We start from the raw sequence: 14,363 nt of genomic DNA, 5'->3' as shown, positions 1-14,363 counted from the left end.
GCCAACGCCAGCCAGCTGGCGGACGGCGCGTCCGCGGTGCTGCTGGCCGACCGCGATGCGGCCCTGGCCGACGGCTTGCGGCCGCGTGCGCGCTTCCTGGCGCGAGTGGCGGTGGGATCGGACCCGGTGCTGCAATTGACGGGCGTGATCCCGGCGGCTCGGCAGGCGCTGGCGCGCGCTGGCCTGAGCCTGGAGGACATAGACTGGATCGAGATCAACGAGGCCTTCGCCAGCGTGGTGCTGGCCTGGCAGCGGGAGCTGGGAGCGAACCTGTCGCGGGTCAATCCCTGGGGCGGCGCGATCGCTCACGGCCATCCGCTGGGAGCCACCGGGGCCGGCCTGTTGGCCAAGATGCTGACGGGGCTGGAAGCCACCGAGGGCGAGCTGGGCATGCAGCTGATGTGCATCGGGCATGGCATGGCCACGGCCACCATCATCCAGAGGCTGTGACCGGACATGGAGAAATTGCGGGAGGCCGCGCAAGGCCGGGACGAGGGCTCGGAGTCCGAACGCCGGCGCGAGGTAATCCTGACGGCGGGCCAGCTGTTCTGCAAGCACGGCTATGAACGCACCACCGTGCGCGAACTGGCGCGGGCGGTGGGCTTGCAGTCCGGCAGCCTGTTCCATCATTTCCGCAGCAAGGAAGAGATCCTGGTGGCGGTGATGAACAACGGCATCCAGGAAGTGATCGACGACGGCGAACGGGCGCTGGCCTGCTACCAGGCGCCGGCGGACCGGTTGGCTGCGCTGTTCCGGGTGCACATGGGGAGCATGCTGCATGGCGCCGGCGGCGACGCCATGAATGCGCTGGTGTACGAATGGCGCAGCCTGTCCGAACCCAGCCAGGCCGTCGTGAAGTCGCTGAGCGACCGCTACGAGGCGATGTGGCAGGAAGTGGTCGCGGCCGCCGTGACGGCAGGGTTGCTCCAGGGCGATGCGCGGGTCATCAAGCGTTGCGTGCTGGGCGCCATGAATCTGACGGTGCAGTGGTACAAGCCCGGCGGCCGCTTGCGGCCAGCCGAGTTTATCGATGCAATGCTGCAGGCGTCGCTGCCGACGCTGCCGCCGGGGGCGGGCAGGTGGCCTTTGTAGCCAGGGCGGGAGCCCGAGGGCTCAGCCCCGGCGCTTGAGGAACGCGCCCACGGCGCAGGCGATGGCAAGCGCCAGCAGGGAGCCGGACACGGGCAGCAGAAAATCCGCTTCGCCGTGATAGCCGCCGCCGGTGACGCCGCCGGCCACGCTGCCCATCCACAACAGGGCAGTCAGCAAGAAGGCGACCACGGAGATCGCGGCGGCGATGCACAGGGCGATAAAGACCGGCCGACGCGGCCGCGCCGGCTGGTATGAGGCAGCCGGCTGGAGGCGGCGGGGTTGCTTGATCCAGTAGACCAGCCCCGCCACGACCAGCAGCAGCATCAGGATCTTGAAGATCATGATGCCGAACGCGGCTTAGTCTTCACGGCGCAGATGCGGGAAGAGAATGACGTCGCGGATGCTGGGGCTGTCGGTCAGCAGCATGACCAGTCGGTCGATGCCGATGCCGCAGCCGCCCGTCGGAGGCATGCCGTATTCCAGGGCGCGGATGTAGTCCGCGTCGTAGAACATGGCTTCCTCGTCGCCGGCGTCCTTGGCTTCGACCTGCGAGCGGAAGCGCTCGGCCTGGTCTTCGGGATCGTTCAGCTCCGAGAAGCCGTTGGCGATCTCGCGGCCTGTCATGAAGAGCTCAAAGCGCTCGGTGATGCCCTCGCGGGTATCGGAGGCGCGTGCCAGCGGTGAGACTTCCACCGGGTAGTCGATGATGTAGGTGGGGTTCCAGAGCTTGGCTTCGGCGGTCTCTTCGAACAGGGCCAGCTGCAGCGCGCCCAGTCCGGCGCGCGACAGCACCGGGCCGTCGGCGTCGGCGCCCAGCTTCTTGAGTTCGGCGCGCACGAAGGCCGCATCGTCCAGTTGCGCCTGGGTGTAGCCGGGGGCGTACTTGAGGATGGCTTCGCAGATGGTCAGGCGGTCGAACGGCTTGGACAGATCGAGTTCGCGTTCGCCATAGGTCAGCACCGCGCTGCCGGTGGCCGAGATGGCGGCCTGGCGGATCAGTTCTTCCGTGAAGTCCATGAGCCAGCGGTATTCCGCGAAGGCCGCATAGAACTCCATCATGGTGAATTCAGGATTGTGGCGCGGGCTCACGCCCTCGTTGCGGAAGTTGCGGTTGACTTCGAAGACGCGCTCGAAGCCGCCCACGATCAGGCGCTTGAGGTAGAGCTCGGGCGCGATGCGCAGGTACATTTCCATGTCCAGCGCATTGTGGTGCGTGACGAAGGGCTTGGCCGCCGCGCCGCCCGGGATCGGGTGCAGCATCGGGGTTTCGACTTCGAGGAAGCCGGCGTTCAGCATGAACTGGCGGATGCTGCCCACGGCCTTGCTGCGCGCCTCGAAGGTGCGGCGCGTGGCGTCCGTCATGATGAGGTCGACGTAGCGCTGGCGATAGCGCAGTTCCTGGTCGGCCACGCCGTGGAACTTGTCGGGCAGCGGACGCAGCGACTTGGACAGCAGGCGGGCGCTGGCGGCGTGCACCGACAGCTCGCCCTTGTTGGTCTTGAAGACCGACCCTTCGATCGCGATGATGTCGCCGATGTCCCATTGCTTGAACGCGGCGTAGCTGTCTTCGCCCAGGGTGCCGCGGTCCAGGTAGATCTGGATGCGGCCGGTGCTGTCCTGCAGCGTGGCGAAGCTGGCCTTGCCCATGACGCGCTTGAGCATCATGCGGCCGGCGACCTTGACGGTGACGGGGTTGGCGGCAAGAGCTTCCTGCTCCTGGCCGTCGTACTTGTCATGCAGGGCGGCGGCGCGGGCGTCGGGAACGAAGTCGTTGGGGTACGCGACCCCGGTTTCGCGCAGTTTGGCCAGCTTGGCGCGCCGTTCGGCGATCAAGCGGTTTTCGTCCTGGGCGGGAGCCGGAGTGGTCGAGTGGTCGGTCATGGTCGGGGAATCAGTCGTAATTGCGGATGTCGTCGATCTCGGTGGTGCCGAAATCTTCGCGATCCAGGTAGGCGAGGATGCGGGAGGCCACGTTGGCGGGCGAGGACAGCTTGCCAGTCGCGTGGAACTCCTGGAACTTGGCCAGCGCCGGGAAGCTTTCCGGATCGCTGGAACGGATGGCGACCTGCATGTCGGTATCGACGATGCCAGGGGCCAACGCGACGATGCGCGCGCCGTCGGCGCCTTGCTCCGCCTTGACCACGCGCGAGTACATGTCGAGCGCGGCCTTGGTGGCGCAGTAGACGCCCCAGCCGGCGTTCGGGTTGCGGCCCGCGCCGGAGGAGATATTGAGCACGCGGCGGTCGGCCTTGAGGTCCTCGACCGCGGCCAGGAAGCGTGCCGTGAGCAGCATGACGGCGCTGACGTTCAGGTTGAACGCCGTGGCGATGGCTGCGCCGTCGACCAGCGCGTCGGTGCCGGCGACGGGGTGCACGGTGCCCGCGTTGTTGATCAGCAGATAGCGGCGGGCGTCACGCGGCAGCGACGCGCAGATGCGCTGCGCGGCCGTCTCGGCCGCATTCAGGTCCGAGAGGTCCACGGACAGCTGTTCCAGCTGCGCGTCCTGCGAGCGGGCATAGGCGGCCAGCTCGGGATCTTCCCGGCGCGCCAGGGTGATCAGGCGGGTGCCCGGTTTGGCCAGGCCGCGCGCCATGGCGGCGCCGATGCCGCGCGATGCGCCGGTGAGAATTACGATGGTGTCGGACATTCGTGAACCTCTGGATGCGTTGAGGGGGAGTATCGCGAAACTCAGATGCCTTGCTTCAGGCTGGCCTGGATGAAGGGATCCAGGTCGCCGTCCAGCACCTTCTGGGTGTTGGAAATTTCGACGTTGGTGCGCAGGTCCTTGATGCGGCTCTGGTCCAGCACGTAGGAGCGGATCTGGTGACCCCAGCCCACGTCGGTCTTGGAGTCTTCCAGCTTCTGCTGCTCGGCCATGCGGTTGCGCATTTCCAGTTCGTAGAGCTTGGACTTCAGCATCTGCATGGCTTCGGCGCGGTTGCGGTGCTGCGAACGGTCGTTCTGGCACTGCACCACGATGCCCGTGGGGATGTGGGTCAGGCGCACCGCCGAATCGGTCTTGTTGATGTGCTGGCCGCCCGCGCCGGAAGCGCGGTAGGTGTCCACGCGCAGGTCGGCGGGGTTCACTTCGACTTCGAAGGATTCGTCGACTTCGGGATAGACGAAGACGCTGGCGAACGAGGTGTGGCGGCCGCCCGAGGAATCGAACGGGCTCTTGCGGACCAGGCGGTGCACGCCGGTTTCGGTGCGCAGATAGCCGAACGCGTACTCGCCTTCGATCTTGATGGTGGCGGACTTCAGGCCGGCAACGTCGCCGTCCGATTCTTCCAGCACTTCGGCCTTGAAGCCCTTGCGTTCGGCGTACTTCAGGTACTGGCGCAGCAGCATCGAGGCCCAGTCCTGCGCTTCCGTGCCGCCGGCGCCAGCCTGGATGTCCAGGAAGCAGTTCAGCGGATCGGCCGGATTGGAGAACATGCGGCGGAATTCCAGCGCTTCCAGCTTTTCCTGGAAGGCGTCGGCATCCTGCTCGATGGATTCGAGGGTGGCGTCGTCGTCGTCCGAGGCGGCCAGTTCGAACAGTTCGTTCGAGTCGGCCAGGCCCGAGCCCAAGGCGGTGAGCGTTTCCACCACGTCTTCCAGGGCTTTCTTTTCACGGCCCAGGTCTTGGGCGTGCTTGGGGTCGTTCCAGACCGCCGGATCTTCGAGTTCGGCGTTTACGACTTGCAGGCGTTCAGCTTTGGCATCGTAGTCAAAGATACCTCCGTAGAGCCTGTTCGCGCTCCGCGTAATCGGCGAGGCGGGCTGCGAGCTGGTTCTGACGTTCGGCTTCCATGATGATCCTGTCCTGATGACTTTTGTGCGAAACCAAACATTTTACCGTGCTTGGGCCAAGTGCGCGGCCGCAGTAGGCAAGAAGGGGGACGGATCTTATCGCGGAGGTTTCTGCCAGAAAATCCGAATTGTTCAGTTTTTTGTCAAGACGGGGGTTCTAGGCTGGGGGCAGCGGCCTGACCGTTCCTGATCGGGACGGGATGGGCCGCGACGGCGCCGGCGAGCAGCCGGCCTATCCCGACAGAGGAATGGAGACACAGATGGACAACGCGATGGCCCCCGGGGTTTCGCCGGCGATCCCGGCGACAGAGGAAGACCGGATCTACCGCAAGGTAGGCTGGCGGCTGGTGCCGCTATTGGTGGTGTGCTACGTCGTGGCCTACCTGGACCGCGTCAACGTGGGCTTCGCCAAACTCCAGATGCTGCAGGAGCTCCAGTTCAGCGAAACCGTGTACGGGCTGGGCGCGGGCATATTCTTCATCGGCTACTTCATCTTCGAGATTCCCAGCAACATCATCCTGCACAAGGTGGGCGCGCGGATCTGGATCGCGCGCATCATGATCACCTGGGGGATCATCTCCTCCTGCATGATGTTCGTGACCAGCGTGCACATGTTCTACGCCCTGCGCTTCCTGTTGGGGGCGGCCGAGGCCGGGTTCTTCCCCGGCATCATCCTGTATCTGACGTACTGGTATCCGGCGGCCCGGCGCGGCCGCATCACGACCTTTTTCATGACTGCGGTGCCCATGTCCGGGCTGATCGGCGGCCCGATCTCCGGCTGGATCATGAGCACCTTCCATGGCGACCACGGGCTGTCGGGCTGGCAATGGCTGTTCCTGCTGGAAGGGATTCCGTCGGTCCTGATCGGCGTGCTGGTGCTGATCTACCTGGACGACCGCATCAACAAGGCCAAGTGGCTCACCGCCAATGAAAAGGCCGTGCTGATCCGCAATATCGCGGCCGAGGAGCAGCAGAAGGAAGATCCGCCTATCCGCGCCGCGCTGGCCAAGCCGCGGGTGTGGGCGATGGCGCTGATCTACTTTTCGTTCGTGATGGGGCTGTACGGCGTGGGCTTCTGGATGCCGACCCTGATCAAGAGCACGGGCGTGCAGAGCCCGCTGGCCATCGGCCTGTTGACGGCGATTCCGAACCTGTTCGCCGTGATCGGCATGATCCTGATTTCGCGCAACTCCGACCGCCTGCGCGAGCGCCGCTGGCACGTGGCGCTGCCTGCGCTGTTCGGCGCCCTGGGCCTGCTGTTCTCGGCGATCTGGAGCGGCAATACCGTGCTCGCGATCCTGGCGCTGACGGTGGCCAACATCGGCATCTGCACGGTGTTGCCGCTGTTCTGGAGTCTGCCCACGGCCTTGCTGGGGGGCACGGCCGCAGCGGCCGGCATCGCGCTCATCAACTCGGTGGGCAACCTGGCCGGCTTCGTCAGCCCGTATCTGGTGGGCTGGCTCAAGGACATGACGGGCACCACCAATACTGGCCTCTACATGCTGTCGGGATGCCTGGTGGTAGGCGCGCTGGTGGCCCTGGCGCAGCCCGCGAAGCTGGTCAACAAGTAGTCCGGGCGTCGAGCGAGCGGCCAGGGACCGGTAACCAGGTCCGCTCCGCGTGCGACGTTTCAAGCCTTATAGACGTTCCAGCGCATGGCGGGCCTCAGCCCGCGTGTTCGATGACCAGCTGCACCGACACCATCCCGTTCCACACGTTCTGTTCCAGCCGGTAAGCCGCCTGGATGTGTTCGGGCAGCGACTGGTCGTGGCCGAACCAGATGGCGTCGAAGCGCTGGTGGCCGCGTTCCAGCGACAGTTTCAAGTGCTTTTCCCCGACCAGGCGCTGGTTGCGCACCACGAACTCGTCCAGGAACAAGGGGGCGGCGAAGCCGGCGCCCCAGACCTGCTGCTGCAGCATGCCGGCCACGTCCGCGTTGGCATAGCCCGATTCCAGCGAGCCATCGGTCTCGATCACCGGCTCGAAGGCGTCGCGGCCGGTCAGCTCGCGCACGGCGGCGTCGAACGCGGGAGCGAAAGCGGCGAAGTCGTCGCGTCCCAGGGTCAGGCCGGCCGCCATGGCGTGGCCGCCGAACTTGCGGATCAGGTTGGGATGGCGCTTGGACACCAGGTCGAGCGCGTCGCGCAGGTGCACGTCGGGGATCGAGCGGCCGGAGCCGCGGATTTCGTCGTCGCCCGCAGGCGCGAAAGCCAGCGTGGGGCGCCAGAATTTTTCTTTCAGGCGCGAAGCCACCAGGCCCACCACGCCTTGGTGCCAGCCCGGGTCGAACACGCAGACCGTGGCGCCCGCGGCTGCGTTCGGCTCTTCCATGGCGGCCAGCGCCTGTTCGCGCATTTCGGCTTCGATGGTGCGGCGTTCGCGGTTGATGTTGTCGAGCTCGCGCGCCAGTTCCAGCGCTTGCGCCTCGTCGTCGGTGGTGAGACAGGCGATGCCCAGGCTCATGTCGGCCAGGCGGCCGGCCGCGTTGATGCGGGGGCCGAGGGCGAAGCCCAGGTCGAAGCCGTTGGCCGCGCGCGGCTCGCGTCCGGCCACGGCGAACAGCGCGCGCAAGCCGGGCTGCAGGCGGCCGGTGCGCATGCGCTGCAGGCCCTGGGTGACCAGCAGGCGGTTGTTCGCGTCCAGCTTGACCACGTCGGCCACCGTGCCCAGCGCCACCAGGTCGGACAGCGCGTCCAGGCGCGGGCCGCCATCGGCCGCGTAGACGCCGCGGCGGCGCAATTCGGCGCGCAGCGCCAGCATCATGTAGAAAATGACGCCCACTCCCGCCAGGTTCTTGGACGGAAAGCCGCAGCCGGGCTGGTTGGGGTTCACGATGGCCAGGGCCGCCGGCAGCGTGTCGCCCGGCAAGTGGTGGTCGGTGATGACCACGCCGATGCCGGCGTCATTGGCCGCGGCCACGCCGTCCACGCTGGCGATGCCGTTGTCGACCGTGATGATGATGTCGGGCTTGCCGGCGCGATGCCGGACCGCCAGGTCGACCACGGCGGGCGACAGGCCGTAACCGGTTTCGAAGCGGTTGGGCACCAGGAAGTCCACATCGGCGCCCATGGCGGACAGCGCGCGCAGGCCGACCGCGCAGGCGGTGGCGCCGTCGCAGTCGTAGTCGGCCACGATCAGCAGCTTCTTGCCCGCCTGGATGGCGTCGGCCAGCACGCCCGCGGCATGGGCCGAATGCGTCAGGCCCGTAGGCGGCAGCAGCGACTTCCAGGCGAGTTGGGTTTGATCGGGATGGGTGACGCCGCGGGCGGCCCACAGGCGGGCCAACAGCGGGTGGATGCCCGAGGCTTCCAGGATGTGGCAGGCTTGCAGGTCGGGCGTGCGGACGGTTAAGCGGGGTGAGACCACCAGGCGCTCCAGTTTTTCTTGGGCGCGGGCAGCAAGCCGAGCAAGCCCCCGCGCGGTTTCAGGGTAAGGGCGACCTTGCGGTCGTCGCCCAGCAGCAGCAGTTCGGCGGGCGCAGCGGGCAGGCCGTGCTTGCCGGCCAGGGGGCGCAGATGCTGCGCATCCAGCGCGGCCAGGGCGTCCAGCCAGGCAGCCCAATCGCCAGCGCGCTGGGGGGCGTCCAGATTGGTGTACACCTGCGCCGGGGCCGGCTGGGACTGTGCCCAGGGCGTGCCGCCGCCATACAGCCACAGCGCGTTGACGGGCGGCAAGCCGCGCGCCGCGCGGGCGTCGTTGACCGGGTGTTCGTGCCAGGCCATCTGTATTTCATTGAGCAGCCGGCGCCAGGGGCGCGCTTCCGCGTCCTGGCGCCACCAGTCGTTCAGGCGCTGTCCGGCCACGGCCAGCGGGCTGGCGGTCTGCGGGCGCAGGCCGTCCGGCAGGCGCAGGCGCCAGCGTTCGGGCGAGAGCGCCTCCACCGCGAAGCCCGTGCCTTCGAACAGGGGGCGGGCGGTGTCGAGCAGGGCGGCTGTTTCCTCGGCGCGCAGCTCCATCAGGCCGGGATCCAGCAAGGTGGCCTGGTCCGTGCCGAGCGCCAGATGGACCAGCTCGGCCAGCCAGACGGGGCCGCTGCTTTCGGCTTGCGCCCCGGCCAGGAGCGGGCCCAGCCCGGCGCCGGGCGGCAGGCCGGGCTCGGGGACGTAGCCGGCGCGGGCCAGCAGCCAGGATTCGTAGGGTGCGCAGCCCTGCTCGCGCAGGTCATGGGCCTGGGGCCGGGCGCTGCCGGCAAGCAGCCAGCCATGCAGCGTGGGTGCGCGTTCGGGCAACAGCTTGGCCAGTTCGGCGGCAACGGGAAGGGCGGGCAGGGCGCCCGGAATGACGATCAGCATGGGCGCGATTGTAGTCCCCGCAGGCGCCGGGAACTAAGCGGCTCCGCGGACTGCCATAGCTTGAAACGCCTGGATTCCGAACCGCACATCCGCGGGCCGGAATCCAGGCGGTTAATGCCATAATGCGCACGTGCTGAAAATACCCTACGAACTATGGATAGGCGCCCGCTATGCCGGGCTGGCCAGAATCCGCGAGCGACGCGGCCGCCGCGATCGCTTCATCTCCTTCATCGCCGCCAGTTCGATGGCGGGCATCGCGCTGGGTGTCGCCGCCCTGATCGTGGTGCTGTCCGTGATGAACGGCTTCCAGAAGGAAGTGCGCGACCGCATGCTGTCGGTGCTGCCGCACATCGAACTCTATATTCCGGGGGCTGCGCCCGAGCGCGTGCTGGAGAAATGGCAGGAATTCGCTGCCGCCGCCGAGAAGAATCCCGAGGTCAAGGCCGGCGCCCCGTTCGTGGCGGCGCAGGGCATGCTGGTGCGCGGGCAGGCCCTGCGCGGCGTGCAGGTGCGCGGCATCGATCCGCAGACCGAAGGCAATGTGTCGGACCTGCCGCGCCAGATGGTGTCGGGCAAGCTCACCGACCTGAAGCCCGGCAGCTTCGGCGTGGTGCTGGGCAATGAACTGGCCGACGGCATGGGCGTGAAGCTGGGCGATACATTGCTGATGATGGCGCCGCAAGGTTCGATCAGCCCGGCGGGCTTCACGCCGCGCATGCGCCAGTTCACCGTGGTGGGCGTGTTCTCGTCCGGCCACTATGAATACGATTCCTCGCTGGCCTTCGTCGACGACGAGGACGCCGCCCGCGTGTTCCGTGACAGCGGCACAGCCGGCGTGCGCCTGCGCGTCGCCGACATGCAGCGCGCCCCGGAAGTGGCGGCGGAACTGCAAAAGGTGCTGCCGCCCTACATGATGGCGAGCGACTGGTCGCGCAACAACCGCACCTGGTTCGCGGCCGTGAAGACCGAAAAGCGCATGATGTTCCTGATCCTGGCGCTGATCGTGGCCGTGGCCGCGTTCAACCTGCTGTCGTCCCTGGTCATGGCCGTGAAGGACAAGCAGTCCGACATCGCCATCCTGCGCACGCTGGGCGCGGGGCCGCGCGAGATTGCCCGCATCTTCCTGGTGCAGGGGGCGCTGATCGGTGTCATCGGCACGCTGCTGGGCGTGGCGGGCGGCATCCTCATCGCCTACAACGTCGACGTGATCGTGCCCTTCATCGAGGGCTTGCTGGGCGTGCATTTCCTGCCGCGCGAAATCTATTTCATCAGCGCCTTGCCTTCGGATCCGCAGATGGGGGACATCGTCACCATCGGCGTGACCTCCCTGGTGCTGTCGCTGCTGGCGACCCTGTATCCCAGCTGGCGCGCCTCGCGCCTGCAACCCGCACAGGTGCTGCGCCATGACTGACATGCTGACTCCCGCGCTGCAGGCCGACAATATCGTCAAGGTCTACGACGAAGGCCCCGCGCGCATCGAAGTGCTGAGCAACGTCAGCCTGACGGTGGCGCGCGGCGAGATGGTCGCCATCGTCGGCGCCTCGGGCTCCGGCAAGAGCACGCTGCTGCATATCCTGGGCCTGCTGGACGTGCCCAGCAGCGGCTCGGTATCGGTGGATGGCCAGCTCGCCGTCGGGCTGTCCGAGGGCCGCAAGAGCGCGGTGCGCAACCGCAGCCTGGGCTTCGTCTATCAGTTCCACCACCTGCTGCCGGAGTTTTCCGCGCTGGACAACGTCGCGATGCCGTTGATCGTGCGCCGCGAGAGCCGCGACAAGGCGCGGGCTGCCGCCCACGAAGTCCTGGGCATGGTGGGCCTGGCCGCCCGCGAAGGGCATTTCCCGGGGCAGTTGTCCGGTGGCGAGCGACAGCGCGTGGCGTTGGCGCGGGCCTTGGTTACGCGGCCCGTCTGCGTGCTGGCTGACGAGCCTACCGGCAACCTGGACCGCCACACCGCGCACAATATGTTCGAACTCCTGACGCGGGTGAACCAGGAATCCGGCACGGCGTTCGCCATCGTCACCCACGACCCCGAACTTGCCGCCCGCGCCGACCGCCAACTGCTCATGGAAAACGGCCGCCTGGTTTCGGGTTAGGGCGCGCCGGGCGATAATCCGGCCAAGGAGGTCGCGCCCATGCTGATCGATACCCATTGCCACCTGGATGCCGCCGAGTTCGACGCCGACCGCGAGCAGGTCGCCGATGACGCCTGCGAGGCGGATGTCCAATCCATTGTGATTCCCGCCGTCGAGCGCGCCAATTTTTCCGTGGTGCGCGATCTGGCCGGCAAGACCGCCGGCGGCGCCTACGCGCTGGGCATCCACCCGCTGTATGTGCAGCGCGCCAGCGATGATGACCTGGACGCGTTGCGCGCCGCCGTCAAGGAATCGCTGGGCGATCCGCGCTTCGTCGCCATCGGCGAGATCGGCCTGGATTTCTTCGTTCCCGAAATAGCGTCCGGCGAGCCGCGCGAACGCCAGGAACGGTTCTACGCCGCGCAACTGGCGCTGGCCGCCGAGTTCCACCTGCCGGTGCTGCTGCACGTGCGCAAATCGCAGGACATCCTCTTGAAGTACCTGCGCCGCCACCCGCGTATCGGCGGCATCGCGCACGCCTTCAATGGCAGCGCGCAGCAGGCGCAGGCCTTCATCGACCAGGGCTTTGCGCTGGGCCTGGGCGGCGCCATGACCTATGAGCGCGCCTTGCAGATCCGCCGCCACGCGGTGGATGTGGACCTGGCGCACCTGGTGCTGGAGACCGATGCGCCGGACATTCCCCCGGCCTGGCTGCATCCGCCGCAGCGGCGCAACACGCCAGCGGAACTGGTCCGCATTGCCGCCACGCTGGCGGAACTGCGCGGCATCACGCCCGCGCAGGTGGCGCATGCCACCACGGCCAATGCCATGCGGGTTTTGCCGCGGCTGCCGGCCGCGATCCTGGCCGATGCCGACTGACCTTGGCTGACCCGGCTCAGCCGGCCAGGCGCGGCAGTTCCAGCCGCACGCTCAGCCCTTGCGGCGAGGTGTTGCGGGCCGACATCCTGCCCTTGTGCGCGGCCACCGCGGCCTGGGCGATGGACAGCCCCAGCCCGGCGCCGCTGCCGGCCTTGCGCGCGCCAGAGGCGGTGCGATAGAAGGGCTCGAACAAGGCTTCCAGTTCCTCGCTTGCCACCCCCGGCCCGCGGTCCTCGATCTCCAGGCAGACCTCGTGTGCGTTCGACAGCAGCCGCACCCGGATCGCGCTGTGCGGGGGCGCGAAGCGCAGGGCGTTGCGCAGCACGTTCTCGATGGCGCTGGCCAGGCTGCAGCGGTCGCCGATGAGGGGCACCGCAGCTCGGTGGTCCCACTCTATGCGGATCTGCCGGCCGCCAGCCTCGTAGCGCGCGTCCTCGACCACGTCCGAAACGACTTCGGCCAGGTCCAGGGTTTCCGTGGGCACGGGCAGGGCGCCCAGACGCGCCAGCCTCAAGGTGTTGCCGACCAACGCGTCCAAGCGTTCGCATTCCAGTTCGATGCGGTCCAGCTGCAGGTCCTGGCGCTCGTCCTTGCGCCGCGCTAGCTCCGCCGCCAGCCGTAGCCGCGCGAGCGGCGAGCGCAGCTCGTGCGCGATGTTGTGCAGCAGTCGTTCGCGCGTGTCGACCAGGGCTTTCAGGCGGTCGGCCATGGCGTCGAAGTCGCGCGCCAGCAGGCCCAGTTCATCCTTGCGGCGAGCCAGGTTGGCGGGCGTATGCGCGTCCAGCTGTCCAGCGGACAAGGCGTGCGTGGTCTGGCGCAATTGCGCCAAAGGCGCCGTTACGTGGCGGCTCAAGGCCCAGCAGAAGGGCGCGGTCACGGCCAGCGCGAACAGCACCAGCGCCAAGGCGACGGGCGACAAAGCCAGCACTTCCCAATGCGAAGAGTCGAACGGCAGGAACAGCATCAGCAGCACCGAGCCATCGGCCAGCGCCAGCTTTTGCGGTTCCCACCAGGAGACTCGTTCGCCGGTGGGGTCGGCGGGCAGGTAGTCCGCCTTCGGCGAACGGTCGGGACCGGCGCGGAAATCGCTCAGCCAGTCTTCCATGCGGGCGGGCAGCCGCCGGCCCAGGATGTCGGCGTCCTGGGCGTCCATGACGTAGATCTTCAGGGCCGAGTAGCGCTGGTCCATGGCCAGGACCCAGCGTTCCAGTCCATCCACGCCCTCGGTGCGGGCAATCTGCGCCGCGTCGCGCGTGAGGTTGCCAGGATTCAGGCCGTCCAGGGAATTGAAGCGGTACCAGGCGACCGCAGCCGTCAGCACCATACCGCACACCAGGATGACGGCCATCGCGCCCCAGAAGGTCAGGAAAGCGCGCCAGAACAGCGAGCGGGCGGGCAGCCAGGCCATCAGTCCGCGCCCGCCAGCACGTAGCCCAGGCCGCGCAGATTGCGGATGGCCAGCGTTTCGGCGCCGCTGTCGCTGCGCAGTTTCTTGCGCAGCGCGCTGATGTGGGTATCGATGCTGCGGTCGTAGCGGTCCGGCTTGCGGCCCAGCGCGTACAGGCCGATCTGGTCGCGCCCGACCACCTGGCCCGGCGTGCGCAGGAGGATTTCCAGGATGCGCTGCTCGGCGCCGGTCAGCGCGATTTCGCTGTCGCCCACCCGCAACAAGCCGGTGGCCGGGTCCAGCGACACCGCGCCCAGCGCCAGGGCGGGCCGGACGGCGTCGGGCACTTCTTCGAAGCGGCGCAACACGGCAGTGATGCGGGCCTTGAGTTCGCGCGGGCTGAAGGGTTTGGCCAGGTAGTCATCGGCGCCGAATTCCAGGCCCAGCACGCGGTCCGTCTCGCCGCCGTGGGCGGTGAACATGATGACGGGCCGACGCGAGCGCTGGCGGTACTGCTTCAGCAGATCCAGCCCGTTGCCGTCGGGCAGCATCAGGTCCAGCAGCACCAGGTCGTAGTCGTCTTGCGCCAGCAGGGCCAGGCCCTGCGCGCCGCTATGCGCCAGGGCGAGTTGGCAATGGCCGGGTTCCAGGTATTCGCGCAGCATCTGCGCGAGCTCGACATCGTCGTCGATCAGCAGGATGCGGCGAGTCGCCGGAGCGTGGGAAAAAGGCATGCGTGTCGTCGGTTCTGCATCCGGCAGTTTGGCTTATGGCCGCGGGCCGGAGTGTCAAGAAGTTCAAAGAAGATAAAAGTTGCGGAAAGCGTGTTGCTGGCTCCCGGCAGGTCCA

Annotated in this window: 13 protein-coding genes and 1 pseudogene; 6 read left to right on the top strand and 8 right to left on the bottom strand. The window is 67.6% G+C overall.

Annotation, left to right across the window (positions count from 1 at the left end; all coding sequences use genetic code 11):
* Together WBB14_RS17450 and WBB14_RS17445 are read left to right on the top strand one after the other, a co-directional pair.
* A pseudogene (locus WBB14_RS17450) lies at positions 1-450 on the top strand (steroid 3-ketoacyl-CoA thiolase); the annotation flags it as partial.
* Between the two features lie 6 nt (positions 451-456).
* On the top strand, positions 457-1,092 hold the full coding sequence (locus WBB14_RS17445; protein ID WP_424240943.1) for a TetR/AcrR family transcriptional regulator: 636 nt from the start codon (positions 457-459) through the stop codon (positions 1,090-1,092).
* Positions 1,093-1,113: 21 nt separating this feature from the next.
* Here the strand turns inward: WBB14_RS17445 and WBB14_RS17440 are convergent, their stop codons facing one another.
* From WBB14_RS17440 to prfB, 4 genes are all read right to left on the bottom strand, one after another.
* Positions 1,114-1,434, bottom strand: coding sequence for a preprotein translocase subunit TatB (locus tag WBB14_RS17440; RefSeq protein ID WP_424240942.1), 321 nt, complete (start codon positions 1,432-1,434; stop codon positions 1,114-1,116).
* Positions 1,435-1,449: 15 nt separating this feature from the next.
* Complete coding sequence (gene lysS / locus WBB14_RS17435; protein ID WP_332011628.1) at positions 1,450-2,973, bottom strand: lysine--tRNA ligase; 1,524 nt, start codon at positions 2,971-2,973, stop codon at positions 1,450-1,452.
* Between the two features lie 10 nt (positions 2,974-2,983).
* Positions 2,984-3,739: an SDR family oxidoreductase gene (locus WBB14_RS17430; RefSeq protein ID WP_424240941.1), complete on the bottom strand. Its 756-nt coding sequence runs from the start codon at positions 3,737-3,739 to the stop codon at positions 2,984-2,986.
* Between the two features lie 41 nt (positions 3,740-3,780).
* A protein-coding gene (gene prfB, locus WBB14_RS17425) for a peptide chain release factor 2 (RefSeq protein WP_148260614.1) occupies positions 3,781-4,885 on the bottom strand; the annotation gives its coding sequence in 2 pieces (ribosomal slippage) (positions 3,781-4,803 and positions 4,805-4,885; 1,104 coding nt in all).
* A gap of 259 nt (positions 4,886-5,144) precedes the next feature.
* Here prfB and WBB14_RS17420 point away from each other — a divergent pair.
* The gene (locus WBB14_RS17420; RefSeq protein WP_424240940.1) at positions 5,145-6,455 is read left to right on the top strand and encodes an MFS transporter; all 1,311 of its coding nucleotides are present in this window, start codon (positions 5,145-5,147) and stop codon (positions 6,453-6,455) included.
* Between the two features lie 94 nt (positions 6,456-6,549).
* On the opposite strand, the gene recJ is transcribed toward WBB14_RS17420, so the two are convergent.
* Both recJ and WBB14_RS17410 read right to left on the bottom strand, forming a co-directional pair.
* The gene (recJ, locus tag WBB14_RS17415; protein WP_424240939.1) at positions 6,550-8,250 is read right to left on the bottom strand and encodes a single-stranded-DNA-specific exonuclease RecJ; all 1,701 of its coding nucleotides are present in this window, start codon (positions 8,248-8,250) and stop codon (positions 6,550-6,552) included.
* Positions 8,232-9,176, bottom strand: a complete 945-nt coding sequence (locus WBB14_RS17410) for a hypothetical protein (RefSeq protein ID WP_424240938.1) — start codon at positions 9,174-9,176, stop codon at positions 8,232-8,234. The genes recJ and WBB14_RS17410 overlap by 19 nt, the downstream gene beginning before the upstream one ends.
* 178 nt (positions 9,177-9,354) lie before the next feature.
* On the opposite strand from WBB14_RS17410, the gene WBB14_RS17405 reads away from it, so the two are divergent.
* The 3 genes from WBB14_RS17405 to WBB14_RS17395 are packed head-to-tail and all read left to right on the top strand — an operon-like array spanning position 9,355 to position 12,127.
* Positions 9,355-10,587 carry a lipoprotein-releasing ABC transporter permease subunit gene (locus WBB14_RS17405; protein ID WP_424240945.1) on the top strand — a complete coding sequence of 411 codons (1,233 nt, stop codon included), beginning with the start codon at positions 9,355-9,357 and terminating at the stop codon, positions 10,585-10,587.
* Positions 10,580-11,269 (top strand): ABC transporter ATP-binding protein, encoded by a 690-nt coding sequence (locus WBB14_RS17400; protein ID WP_424240937.1) that lies wholly within the window; start codon positions 10,580-10,582, stop codon positions 11,267-11,269. The genes WBB14_RS17405 and WBB14_RS17400 overlap by 8 nt, the downstream gene beginning before the upstream one ends.
* Before the next feature lie 39 nt (positions 11,270-11,308).
* The gene (locus tag WBB14_RS17395; protein WP_424240936.1) at positions 11,309-12,127 is read left to right on the top strand and encodes a TatD family hydrolase; all 819 of its coding nucleotides are present in this window, start codon (positions 11,309-11,311) and stop codon (positions 12,125-12,127) included.
* 16 nt (positions 12,128-12,143) lie between these two features.
* Here WBB14_RS17395 and WBB14_RS17390 read toward each other — a convergent pair whose 3' ends face one another.
* Both WBB14_RS17390 and WBB14_RS17385 read right to left on the bottom strand, forming a co-directional pair.
* Positions 12,144-13,535, bottom strand: a complete 1,392-nt coding sequence (locus tag WBB14_RS17390) for a HAMP domain-containing sensor histidine kinase (RefSeq protein WP_424240935.1) — start codon at positions 13,533-13,535, stop codon at positions 12,144-12,146.
* Entirely contained in the window at positions 13,535-14,248 is a 714-nt protein-coding gene (locus tag WBB14_RS17385) for a response regulator (protein WP_424240934.1), read from the bottom strand. Before WBB14_RS17385 ends, WBB14_RS17390 begins: the two co-directional genes overlap by 1 nt.
* Positions 14,249-14,363: the final 115 nt, after the last annotated feature.

It is taken from the genome of Achromobacter sp., from assembly GCF_049647645.1.
In the GTDB taxonomy this organism is placed as follows: Bacteria; Pseudomonadota; Gammaproteobacteria; order Burkholderiales; family Burkholderiaceae_B; genus Achromobacter.
The sequence above is the reverse complement of the archived record's forward strand: the minus strand, read 5'-3'. Positions and strand labels throughout refer to the sequence as shown.